Genomic DNA, 12,720 nt, shown 5'->3' on the forward strand with positions numbered 1-12,720 from the left:
TACCTGAAAGGCGATCTGTGTTGAGTTGCAACCTTTTGACCAACATATTCGTCTTGATTGCTAAGGAGGTGTGAAGATTGAAGTATATTGTATTAACTTTAATTTCCATTTTATTGATTACTGGATGCGGTAGTAATACTACTATAAATAAAATTGAGCATGCTCCGGAAGAAGTTACCCTCGAAGCAATTATATTAGGAATACACGAAGGACGACAAAAATTACTACTTACTACGGACGTACAAAAAAGCAACTTAAATGAACTTACCCAACATTCAATTGAGGATATCTTGCGCACTAACGATGCAAGCTTGATTTGGCTGGACATAAGCAAAATTCCTGAAGAACAACTTCAAAGAGATGAGTTGAAAATTGGCTCTAAAATTCGCTATAGCAGCGAAAATGAACAATTAGACACTATGCCTCCTACTCGCATTGCCAAGAAAATCGAGCTAATCTCATAATGACATCATAAATAAAGCGGCAAATTCTAACATTGAATTTGCCGCTTTATTTTACATTGGAGCTACTGAAAATATTACTCTGCTGTATTGGATGTAAATGGTGTCCAAGCGCCACCATATGCTATTGCATTTGCAATATGAGTAAATCTCGTAAAAGGTGTTCCACTTACTTCTCCTGCAGTATGAATACCTATTAGTACATTATTATACCAATAAGTCCCCCCACTATCTCCTCCAGCAGAATCTATATCAGTCTGTATAAACCCAATATTACCAGATGAGTTGGCATTCAGCGCTGTAATTTCCCCACAACTAAAACCTGTGGTTGCCCCTGATAAACAAACATTGTCTCCTATATCAAGCGAGCTTACATTAGACTGATAGGATGTCACCTTTCCATCAGTCCAAGAATATTTATATACGTAATTTGAAATTTTCTTATTTGCAGTTACTTTAATTACTCCTACATCGGCGTAATCACCGTCATACTGATAATGCTCTGTTCCAACCTTCTCCCCACCTTGATATATATTACTTGACCATGACTCCAAACAATGGCCTGCCGTAATAATGAACCTATCACCATTCTTCTTTGCTGATGTACCTATAGAACAATAACCTAAGCTATTAGTAGAATTACTTGCACTGTCAGCAATTAACAAACCTCCAACCATGGTATCCAGTTTAGTTGTTCTCGCTTCAGGCTGCTCATTAGACTTACCAATTTCAAATTTATAAATTCCTGGGGAGGAAAACTTTAGTGAGTTTATCGAAATCCGGTTTGCATTCATCTTATCTTCAACCTGAACCTCTACGATATTATTCTTAATGTCCACTATTACATTCTCTAAGGTGATACTTAGCTCTTTACTTTCTGTTGTGATGTCTTCATATGCCTTCACCAACTCTGCTTCTGAGAAGTCTACATCTCTGAACTCCAAATATTCTGGGGGTACTATTTCCTCAATAGCTTTTCTAATTTGATCTGTCTGTTCACTTTGTATGGAAAAACTCACTACAAATTTCAAACCATTAGCTTTCTCTTGATAGAAGGTCCCAACATTGCTGTATCTTTCAGTAATCTCATTATTTGGACCTTTGAAAACAGTAACACCATTTTCTTTCATCATACTTGAAATTAGTTTCCCATACTTCTCCATAAGCCCATCTCTCTCTTGAATGTACTTTTCTTCTTCCTCTGTAAGGGCAATACTGTATTTAGTTATAGTCTCCCGCGCATTCGTAGAGGTTAGAGCATTCTTTATAGCCTCATCAGAAGAATCCAAGTTGTTAGCTTCACGATATCTCTTATGCTTTCGAATAACCTCCTCGCTAAATTCAAGTTGACGATTGATCTCTTCCTCAGAAAGAATATTAGCGTTGTAGAAATCTGGTAGTGTGACTTGCTTGTCGCTATTACCATAAGCTGACCCAGTAGCAAAGAAAATAGTTATTGAAAGAAAAAGTACAGACACAAAAAGTACACCTGCCGATTTCCAACCCTTTTTAATCAATGTTTACCCTCTCCCTTTTTATATAGTAGAAATGAAGTATAATTGCCCATGGTGAACTTATTCCTTAGTACTTTTCAAGAATTACCACCCCCTTTAAAATAAAAATTTTGTACTTTCAATATAATTGAGTAAAATCTTAATTACTTCCTTTTGTTCAGGACTTTACCTTAGGGTAATGGATGGACTAGGAAACGTTCCTTCAAAGCCACCGCTCAGAGCAAAAGGTGGTAGATAACTTAAGTAGAGGTTAGAAGCACGGGAAAACTTATAACTTAATGAAAATATGGCAAGTCAATTGGTACAAGTGTGTAACTCTATGTCTATAAAAAGCCCGCCCAAGATAACCAGTATTATTTAAAAGTTCCTTAAAATGGAATTAACCTTGTTCACCAAGCAAGAAACAGTCATTTAGAAGTATTTTTGTATTTATAAGCAAAATAGATCCCCTGGTTAATCACCGTAAGTAGTACATACATAGATGAAGTCATAACTCCCTTCCTGCAGAACGCTCACTTTATCTCTTTGGCCTATAAAGTAATCACTTACAAAATGTTGGCTTAGACAGGTATTGGCTAGTCGGATACACGATATAGTTTTCATGTATGGGACTTGCTTTTTCCTAAGATTGGACTTTCACCGGATAGAGTTTTGCACTTCCGAATAAATTGAAAACAAAACAAGCGCTCAGAACGTGATAGTTCCGAACGCTTTATTCAAACCAGCATTTATTGGTGACTCGGCTTTTTGATGAATAAGGACAAGATTAAGTTAGCAACAGACAACACTAATCCGATTTTAAAACTAAAGTAGATCCCAAAGCTACTGCTTGTGTTGACTCGTTTGCAAAACGGCTAAGTTTGCTGCCCTGTTTTGTTGAAAATATGGAGAATATAACCACGATCCCGATCACCCCTGCCACTTGCTGAACGGTTTGGTTAATGCAGGCCATCCGAATAGTACTGTTTCGGAAGACTACCAAAGCCTGCCCGGGGTAATCACCGCTATGTTTCTAAGTATTCCCCAACCTCCCCTCCTCATTTCAGGCCATAAAAAAGAGCGTTAATCCGAGTTGGATTAACGCTCAAACACGGCGGTTTCGCCGTTACTTTGCATGTAACTGACGGTGAAGCTCCCGTACCTGCTCTGCCAGTTCGGGAACCGGGCCGGCAAGGTCAGCATCGCGAATGACATCCTGAATCGGAAGATTCCGAACGCGCGACGCGGGAACCCCCATTTCACTCAACCATTGCGCCAGTTGTTCGGACGAGCTTGCATAAACAATCCGCCCTAAACCAACCCAGCCGTGGGCCGCCGCGCACATCGGACAATGCTCTCCCGAGGTATATACCGTCGCCTGTGCCCGCTCTTCCACCGTCATGTTGTTGGCCGCCCAACGGGCCAATGCAAATTCCGGATGCTGAGTATGATCGCCACCGGCTACATGGTTGTGATCTTCCATCAGAACATCTCCGTCCGCAGAGACCAGGATCGAACCGAAGGGCTCATCCCCTGCCTCCAGTGCAGTCTTGGCAAGTTCTACGCACCGGCGCAGATATTTCATATCGATCTCATTGATCATGGATAACCCTCCCGATTAATTAACGTTGACGCGGCTCTTATCCGCCAAACCAAGCGTAAGTGCCGTAGAAGCTTGAAGCTCGTGGAACAGTTTCGGGTTTTCCGCCAGGGATACGCCATACGAAGGGATCATTTCCTTGATCTTCGGCTCCCAGGCTTTGAGATGCTGCGGGAAGCATTTCCGGATGACTTCCAGCATGACGTGAACGGCAGTGGACGCACCCGGAGAAGCGCCGAGCAATGCAGCAACCGAGCCGTCCGCGGCACTGACCACCTCCGTACCGAATTGAAGCGTCCCTTTGCCTCCAGTAATCGTATCTTTGATAACCTGCACGCGTTGGCCCGCAACCACGATATCCCAATCCTCGCTCTTGGCGTTCGGAACGAACTCCCTTAACTCTGCGATCCGCTTTTCCTTCGATAACATCACTTGTTGAATCAAGTATCTGGTTAGCGCAACACTTTTTACGCCTGCCGCTAACATCGTAAGAACATTATTCAATTTCACGGAACTAACCAAGTCCAAATTGGATCCCGTTTTCAGAAATTTTGGCGAAAATCCGGCAAAAGGCCCGAACAGTAACGATTTTTTGTTATCGATATATCGGGTATCCAGATGCGGAACAGACATAGGCGGGGCACCGACAGCCGCTTTGCCGTATACTTTGGCATGATGCTGCGCTACGATCTCCGGATTGTTGCATACCAGGAAAAGACCGCTTACCGGGAAGCCCCCGATATTCTTGCTTTCGGGTATGCCCGTTTTTTGCAGCAACGACAGACTTCCCCCGCCGCCGCCGATAAAGACGAATTTCGCTGTATGATATTCAAGCTGACCTTGATCATTACGCACTTTCAGTCTCCATAAGCCGTCTTTGGTCCGCTTAATATCACTCACCATATGTTTGTATTTAATATCGACATGTTTATTGTTCAAGTGGTCAAATAACATACGCGTTAAAGCGCCAAAGTTGACGTCCGTGCCGGAGTCGATCTTCGTGGCCGCAATCGGTACATTCGCTGCACGGTCCTGCATAATGAGCGGAATCCATTCCTTCAGCTTATTTGAATCGTCCGAAAATTCCATGCCCTGAAACAAAGGACTCTTCGTAAGCGCTTCAAATCTTCTTCTTAAAAAGGATACATTATTCTCCCCTTGCACTAAGCTCATGTGGGGTAAAGGCATAATAAAATCCTGCGGATTGCGGATCAAATCTTGGCTTACAAGATAAGACCAAAACTGTCTGGACACCTGAAACTGTTCATTAATTTGCACCGCTTTGCTAATATCTACTGAGCCATCCGGCTTTTCTACGGTGTAATTCAACTCGCACAGAGCTGCATGTCCGGTTCCTGCATTGTTCCACTCGTTCGAGCTTTCCTCGCCTGCTTTGTCGAGCTTCTCAAACACGGTCATTTTCCAATCCGGCGCCAATTCCTTCAGAATCGTACCCAAAGTCGCGCTCATGATGCCGGCACCAATTAGAATAACATCACTTTCCCTTTTACTTTCCATGTGGCTCATTTTTAACATCCTTCTATTTAAAATTTGCACCACTACTTGTCATTGCCGCCTAACGATTTTATAAAAAATTATAGCATAAATTTTAATAGTTAGAAGCTTATCGGAGAAAATTGAGAGGGATTGGAAGCTTAAAGCGGAAAAGGGGTCTCCCAAAAGGGAACCCCCGTCTTCTTGCCATCGTGCAAGAGCTTTCAGAAATGGTTTATTCTTAGCGAGGCAACAATCTTCGCATTGAAATCCACAAAGAGGCAATGAGCACAAGCTCGAATACATTCGTCGTCGCTTTACTGTCAATCGGAATTGGGATGGCCGTTCCGGCTACCATCAGCAAAGTTCCCCAGAACAAAACGGACGTGATCTTGCGCTTCCACAAAATAAAGCCTGCCACAAATAAAAAGACCGTAATAATGATGATCATAATAGGGGGCCCCGAGTGCTCACCGGCCGGAACATAACGCAAGGCACCGAATTCCTGTACCGGTTTCATTTTTAGTCCGATGGTCTCTGTCACCAATTGCATAATGATAAGTGCTGCCGTCACAATCCAGGCTCCCCATTGGACAACCGTACTCCTCGCCCACGGGCTTCCAGCCCTTCGTATCAAATCGAACGCAACGACTACGAGTAACGGTGTGCAAAAGGCATGCAGCCAAAAACGCGCCAGATTCAACCCCTTAAGCAGTTCTCCCTCACCAATCCAATTACCGGCGGCCATTACGCCATTATCCCATACCAGCGCCGCCGTCACTAAAAACAGGAAATAGCGGGGCTCACGCTTGGCGTCTTTTCTCCATAAGACAACCCCATACCCGAGCAATAGAATGTACAACACCGTTACTATTCCATAGATGAACGTATCCAAAACTATCCCTCCTTACGTGGATAATAACCTCAATTTAAATAGTTAGAAGCTTATTCGTTGCAAAAGAGTTTCAAGTCGTAATGCAGAAAGGCACCGGCGATAAGCCGGTGCCGAAATGGGCAACATGTCTTCTATTTATCCTTATAAATGACAGGGGCTCCGCCCGCATTTGAGAAATATTCAATTTCTTTTCGCCCGGTTCCATCTTTTTTGACCGCATAGACGCGGCCTTCCAACCAGTAATACACATAGTCCCCCAAGGCACTTACGTTTTCGATTCGCTCCCAGTGGCTATTAAAATTGAGGTCTGTGAAGACCAGACGCTTTTTCACTCCAGTTGCGATGTCCATCTTCCACAAGGATTGCGTCCACTTTTTCGATTGATTATCTTCCGTGTAATAAATTGTTCCTCCGCTAATATCAAAAATCTCTACTGCGGATTCACTCATCTTGCCAACCGCCCTTTTTCCTGAACCGTCCAAATTCATCTCTCTCATCGTCTTGGTTTTAGCATCCATGTAGTAAATTTTGTTGTCGGAAATCCTAGAGTCCGCTACATCGGCATCACCGGTCAGCTTCTTTTTGCCGCTTCCGTCCATCTTCATCCGGTACAGTGTCCAGCGGTTGTTTTCATAGTAATTGTAGTAAATCCAATTGTTCTGAACATACTTCAAGAAGCAATCCGCCTGTGACAGCTTCGTTTTCTTCCCATTCTGAAGCTTGAAAATAGCATAATTGCCTTCATTGGAATAATCGGTGAACCAGATGACGTCATTATCGATATAAGCTGCTTCCTTAAATAAGTTGCCCTTGCCAATCACACGCTGCGAACTCTCACCGTAATTGATTTTAGCGATTTTACCGTCCACACTATTAAAATACATATCTCCTTCATGACCTATCGCCAAATAGTACCTCTCTGAATCCGAAATTTCAAATTTCTCAACCTCGCCCTGAACGGTGGTTCGATAATATTCATTCGTTGACCCATAAATATGTCCTATGTAATAGAAACGTCCATCCGTATTGACGAGACGCAGTGCAGACTGATCTCCAACCTCAAACTTGTGATAGCTCCCGTCACCATACAAATACATAAAAGAAAGATCGGAGGCGTAAATTATTTTCGGCCTCAACTCTTGTTCCAGTGAAGCCAGCTTCTCTTCCGTGATTTGATGATCCCCATCGCTGATAATGATCATTCCGTTGTTAAATGTCAGCTTCTTTTGAAACAGATCCTCGACCACGTTCCGCAAAGGCAGGTACGTCGTGCCGTTCACTACTTTGGCTGTAGTGCTCATTACGATCTTTTGATTATTTATGTAGAGAGCTGTATCGCCAACCCGCGTTTTGCCGGTCCGGCCATTTACCGTAATCGTGATTTCCCCCGTTTTCGAATTAAAAGACAACTGTGCACCCAGCTTGTCCGATAAAAAACGCAGAGGTACAAAAGTATTGCCTTGATCAACAAAGGGCGTTATCTCCGGATTAGCCATGTCGATCTTGGTCAACTGTCCATTGACATAGGCTTTGGAGCTGTCGACGTACAATAGGATAGCTTGATTCAAAGCTGTCTCGGAACCGGCGTCAGACTGTTCCACTGACGAGCTGTCCGTGACGGCAGATTCCTGTGCGGCAACGAGACTGTTCCCCATGCAGCCAACCAGTAAACTCACTGTAATTAACACTTTTTTAAACATCCTGTATTTCTTCCCTCTATGAACCATTCCTCAATCCCCTTCCCAGTCTTGTTATTACTTCCAAACTTTAGGATACAACAGCTTGCAAAACGATTCTATCCTCTTCTTGTCCCAAAACAAAAAAAGAGCCCCTTAAAGGGACTCCATTTCTTTCGAATATCGTTTATGAGAATTGAACTGTGCTCAGCGATACTTTGCCATTCAGAACGAGGTATACGTCCTGGCGTCCGCTTACACCGCTCACTTCGGTGCTGTAATCCCGCCATTCCTGCGCTCCGCCGGCTTTCAGCTCGGCCCGGCCAGCTAGCGGACCGTCCGGACTCTGCAGCCGGATCTCGATAGAGCCCGCCGTCTGACTGGCAGCGCGCAGCTTCACCGTGTTCGCGCCTGCGCCAAACTCGGCGTCTTCAAAAGCTATCCAGCCGGATTGCCCCGACACCTCGGCGGCGCTGCCGCCTTCCCGGCATTCGCCGATCAGCACGCCTTCGTAGGCGTCATAGTTGATCGCCTTCACCGGCTGCGTCAGGTCACGCGGTGGGATGGTCTCTCCTTGCACCTCAAGACCCGCACTCACCGGCAAGTTCGCCGACGAGGCCCCTGCCATGAAGGTATACGTGCCGTTCTCGATGCAGAAGCGTTCGCGGGTAACGTCCCACATAGCTATCTCGGACAGCGGCAAAGTAAAGCTCACGTCTGCCGACTCTCCCGATTGCAGCAGCACCCGGCGGAACGCAAGCAGCTGCTTCAGCGGACGCTTCACGCGAGACTCCTCCGCATGCCCGTACAGCTGCACTACTTCTTCGCCTGGCCGATCTCCGGTATTGGTCACGGTAATCGTAAGGCCGATTTCGCGATCTTGCTCCGCGGACACCTTCTTCTTATCCAGGCTCAGACCGTCATAGCGGAAAGAGCTGTAGGACAGCCCGTATCCGAACGGATACAGCGCTTCGCCTTCAAAATACCGGTAGGTTCTTCCGCCCTTAATGACGTCGTAGTCCATAAACTCCGGCAACTGATCGACCGATTTGTACCAGGTCATATTCAGGCGTCCGGCCGGGTTCACGTCCCCAAAGAGGACGTCGGCTACGGCATGTCCCAGCTCCTGGCCGGCATGCGTGGTATATACGATGGCCGGTACATGCTCATCCGCCCAGTTCAAAGCATACGGGTAACTGCCCACCACGACCACAACCGTGTTCGGGTTCACGGAGAGAACCTCTTTGATCAGTTGTTCTTGGGATGCCGGCAATGTAATATCCGGACGGTCGACCGTTTCCTTACCGTTAATCAGCGGATGGTTGCCGACGAATACGACGGCCAGATCCGCATCGGCCGCAACATCCTTCGCGGCCTGGAATTTGTCCGTCACCGTCTCCACTTCAAAGACATCAGCGGTAATCGGTTCTTCTTCCCCGCCTGCCACGGACGCAGCGCCCGCCACGTTGATCTCGTTTGCCGTTTCCTCCGCGCTGCCGCTTCCGACGAGCAGTTCGCCGCTGTCGCCCTTCACCGTTACCGGCGTATCGTTCCAGGTCGAGAAGGTTACATTGCCTGCTCCCTCTTGCGCAGAACGAACGAGGAATACCTCTTTCGTGAACCACTCCCAGATTTGATCGGCTGAAGCCTTCACGATCCGGTCATCCGTTGTCAGGTAACGGCTGTTCGATTCTGCGATGATCGTATGGCTGTTCCAGCCCCAATCGGTCACTTCAAAGACCGCCGCCTGTTCGGAAGCCTCGCCGGTTGCAGCCAGACCAGCCGCCTCGCCGTCCTGCACCTGCACGTAACGTCCATTGCGTTTTGCCTTCAGTTTGACGCGATCCGTGCCGCCGGAGAAGGCCGTTTTGCCGCCATGCGCATCCAGCTTCTCCTGAATGCCTTGCAGCGGCGTGATTGCGTAAGGAAGTGAACCACTGTACCAATCGCGGTATACCGTTCCGCCAAGCGGCCCGATCACTGCGACCTTCTTCAGCTTGTCGGCCTGCAGCGGCAGCATGCCGCCTTCATTCTTCAGGAGCACGGCCGCCTTGCCCGCCGCTTCGCGCGCCAGCTTCGCATGCTCCGGCTGCAGAATCGCCGACTCGTCAATCGCCGCATACGGATTGTCTTCCTCCGGATCGAACTCGCCGAGGCGGAAACGGACGCGGAACGTGTTGCGCAGCGCAACATCCAAGTCGCTCTCCGCAAGCAGCCCTTCCTCCAGCGCTTCGCGCAACGCCTGCTTGATCAGTTCGCCATCGTCAGTGATGCTGTCGATGCCGCCTTCCTTCACCGAACGGGCAACCGCCTCCTTGTGCGTCTCCAGGTAACCGTGGTCACGCACCGTACCGGATACGTCGAAAGCGTCGCTGACGACAAAGCCGTCCATGCCCCATTCTTTCTTAACGATCTCTCCCACTTCAGGCAACAGGTTGGCAGGCACGCCATTCACTGCGTTATACGCCGTCATCATGGACTGGGCGCCGCCTTCTTTGAACGGAATTTCGAACGCTTTTAAATAATACTCGCGCATATTCCGTGGGTCGATGCTGACCGATTGGTCGCCGCGGCCCACTTCATTATTGTTCGCAATGAAATGCTTTAGCGTAGCAACCGCTTTCAAATATTTCGGATGATCACCCTGAATTCCCTTAACGAGCGCTGCTGCCAGCTTGCCCGCCAGCACCGGATCTTCGCCGTAAGCCTCTTCGGTCCGGCCCCAGCGCGGGTCACGTTCCATATCCACGGTTGGCGCCCAAAGCGTCAGGCCGTTAATCTCCGGATTTCTTTTATAAAAACCTCTGGCCTCATCACCGATCGCGCTGCCAATTCGCTGCATCAAATCGGTGTCCCAGGTACATCCAAGGCCGATCGGCTGCGGATATCCCGTGGCTTCGCCAAGCCAGGCCATGCCATGAGCCGCTTCCGTGCCATGCTTATACGCTTTCACGCCAAGGCGTTCTACAGCGGTTTGATATTGAATCATGAGCCCCACTTTTTCTTCCAGCGTGAAGCGGGAAACCAGGTCGTTTACCCGTTCCTCCAGCGGAAGGGAAGTGTTCTGAAATGGATAATTGTTAGTTGTAGACATATTGAACCTCCTTAGTGTCAGTCCCTTACGCGTCATTCTACCTAAGATTGACCCCTCAGGCTACCCGACAAATTAGAGGCGTTTTCATAGACATTTAGGGATGGGGGACATTCAAAATTGACGAGCATTAAGGAATTGGAATAATATTCCGATACATCAGGTATAGGAAGTAATCCAAATTCGCTAGAAACGAAAAGGTGGAGGATTCTATGAAAATTAATAGCTCGACGCATTACGGCTTAAATTTATATGAACATTTGAAACAGCGCTCCGATCAACCGGCGGCCTTGGTCGAAGGCCATATTCAGGGGCTGTCCCATGACACCGATACCTTGGAAATCAGTCCGGCAGCCCGGCAGTTAGCCGAGTCCGATATCGTGGATCATCCGTTAAAATATTTTGGAACCGCTCAGATCAATGATTCTTTGAATCGCGTGCTGCAAAATCAGCCGTCCGAAGTGAAGGAAGCCGTGTACGGCATCATTCAATCCAATTTCATTAATGACATAACCGGGGAAGAGACAAGAACTGCTTTGTTGGAACTGGGACTCACTCAAGCGGAGTATATTGCGAAAAGTTACATGAATGAGGACGAAGCCGCTGAATTTATGGATACGATGACGTTTATCGGAGCAATCTCCAAAACGAGAAGCGTTGATCCTGAAACGAATAAGGTGCATTACGTAACCCCTCCGCAAAGACCCGTTGGGGCACCGGACGATTACATAGATTTGAACGACATGATGCGGAAGTTCGAACCGGAAACGTTGAGCAAGCTGCAGGAAGCGATTGCGAACGGAAAAGAAGATTGGAACCATATCCTCCAGTCTTTCGCCAAGAAAGTGGCGGGGCGTGAGGATTGGGTGAAGGAGTACAGAGAGGGGTCGGCCAAATTGCTTGAGGAGATGAAGCAAGGCATCGGCGAAAGCAGGTTCGGCAATACTTCCACGGCCGGCTTGACTGAGTTTGCCAAAGGGATCAAGGATATCATAGCCAATGAAGGACTTCGAAATAAGGAGTTTCTTGAGGACAGTTTAGGGGCTTTTCTTCGAAGATTAGGAGCAAAGTAGATGCGCAAAAAAAGAAACCTGGTCGTGGGTGAAATTGACCCGGCCAGGTTTCTTTTAATTTATCAGGCACACACTATATTCCGGTCAGCTACCGAACTCCTCTTCAAAAGCCTTCATGCACTTGCCGTCTTTTGAAGTGTCCAAGACCGCAAACCGGATTTCCTTAAACAGGGATCCGAAGCCTTCCTCCTCCAAAAGCTCGCGCCACCATCTCGCCACCTTCACCGGGTCGTTCCGGAATACGCCGCAACCGTAGGCTCCCAGGATAAGCTGCTTATCGCCTTTGTGGGCGAAGATCGCTAACGCTAAGCGCATTCGGTCTTTCATGACGCGTTCCGCCTCAAGCGGATCCTCACCCTTAAGCAGAACCTGCCCGTAGTTCACGGCGGGAAGCGTCAATACCGAAGCGATCACCGGCTCTTCCAGAAGTCCAAATCGCGGGTCTCGGAAGAACACCACGTCCGGCGAATAGATGGCATGATCGGTGTACATCATTGATTTACAAGCCCGATTCGCTTTATAGTAGCCTTCATTTCGCAGCTGCGTTTCGTACAGCCCGCTGGATGCCGCGAGGCTTTCTTCCTGAGCCATCGCTCCGTTCAGAAATCCGCCGCCCGGATTTTTGGCGCTGGCAAAGTTCAGCACGCCCACATGTTCTTTCCCGGACTCCGCAAAATCTAAAATGGCCTTTACCGTTGCCTCGTTAGCGACGGAACAGGCGGCCGCCTGCGACAACCGGGGCAGCCCGGCACTTTCGCGTACCAGCTCTTCCCCCCGCTCCGGCGTGATCAGCTCGCTGTGGTCCTCAGAATGCTTCTGGGCCGAGGCGAAGTCTATCCGCCGCCCTTCAACTTCATAGAAGCCTTGCCGCTGGATCATCAAAGTTTCCTCGGCAATTTCTTTTCGATTCATTTATCTTCCCTTCTTTCTTCATCAA

The 12,720-nt window shown here is 47.7% G+C and carries 9 protein-coding genes; 2 read left to right on the top strand and 7 right to left on the bottom strand.

The features are described from left to right. Positions 1 to 77: 77 nt before the first annotated feature. Positions 78 to 464: a DUF3221 domain-containing protein gene (locus tag NYE70_RS16980; RefSeq protein WP_211024788.1), complete on the top strand. Its 387-nt coding sequence runs from the start codon at positions 78 to 80 to the stop codon at positions 462 to 464. 74 nt (positions 465 to 538) lie between these two features. Here the strand turns inward: NYE70_RS16980 and NYE70_RS16985 are convergent, their stop codons facing one another. The 6 genes from NYE70_RS16985 to NYE70_RS17010 form a co-directional block, all read right to left on the bottom strand. Next, positions 539 to 1,978, bottom strand: coding sequence for a S1 family peptidase (locus NYE70_RS16985; RefSeq protein WP_211024786.1), 1,440 nt, complete (start codon positions 1,976 to 1,978; stop codon positions 539 to 541). 1,102 nt (positions 1,979 to 3,080) lie between these two features. After that, the gene (locus NYE70_RS16990; protein WP_211024784.1) at positions 3,081 to 3,557 is read right to left on the bottom strand and encodes a nucleoside deaminase; all 477 of its coding nucleotides are present in this window, start codon (positions 3,555 to 3,557) and stop codon (positions 3,081 to 3,083) included. 15 nt (positions 3,558 to 3,572) lie between these two features. Beyond that, the gene (gene mqo, locus NYE70_RS16995) at positions 3,573 to 5,090 is read right to left on the bottom strand and encodes a malate dehydrogenase (quinone) (protein ID WP_341047043.1); all 1,518 of its coding nucleotides are present in this window, start codon (positions 5,088 to 5,090) and stop codon (positions 3,573 to 3,575) included. Positions 5,091 to 5,289: 199 nt separating this feature from the next. Then, positions 5,290 to 5,943 (bottom strand): hypothetical protein, encoded by a 654-nt coding sequence (locus NYE70_RS17000; RefSeq protein ID WP_341047045.1) that lies wholly within the window; start codon positions 5,941 to 5,943, stop codon positions 5,290 to 5,292. A gap of 131 nt (positions 5,944 to 6,074) precedes the next feature. Then, entirely contained in the window at positions 6,075 to 7,643 is a 1,569-nt protein-coding gene (locus NYE70_RS17005; protein ID WP_341047047.1) for a stalk domain-containing protein, read from the bottom strand. Positions 7,644 to 7,806: 163 nt separating this feature from the next. Continuing rightward, the gene (locus tag NYE70_RS17010; protein WP_341047049.1) at positions 7,807 to 10,713 is read right to left on the bottom strand and encodes a glycoside hydrolase family 3 C-terminal domain-containing protein; all 2,907 of its coding nucleotides are present in this window, start codon (positions 10,711 to 10,713) and stop codon (positions 7,807 to 7,809) included. Between the two features lie 209 nt (positions 10,714 to 10,922). Here NYE70_RS17010 and NYE70_RS17015 point away from each other — a divergent pair, with 209 nt between their 5' ends. Next, complete coding sequence (locus NYE70_RS17015) at positions 10,923 to 11,783, top strand: hypothetical protein (RefSeq protein ID WP_290406749.1); 861 nt, start codon at positions 10,923 to 10,925, stop codon at positions 11,781 to 11,783. Positions 11,784 to 11,867: 84 nt separating this feature from the next. Here NYE70_RS17015 and NYE70_RS17020 read toward each other — a convergent pair whose 3' ends face one another. Further along, positions 11,868 to 12,695 carry a TIGR02452 family protein gene (locus tag NYE70_RS17020; RefSeq protein WP_341047051.1) on the bottom strand — a complete coding sequence of 276 codons (828 nt, stop codon included), beginning with the start codon at positions 12,693 to 12,695 and terminating at the stop codon, positions 11,868 to 11,870. Positions 12,696 to 12,720: the final 25 nt, after the last annotated feature.

Source organism: Paenibacillus sp. FSL R5-0407 (assembly GCF_038009185.1).
Classification (GTDB): Bacteria; Bacillota; Bacilli; order Paenibacillales; family Paenibacillaceae; genus Fontibacillus; species Fontibacillus vini.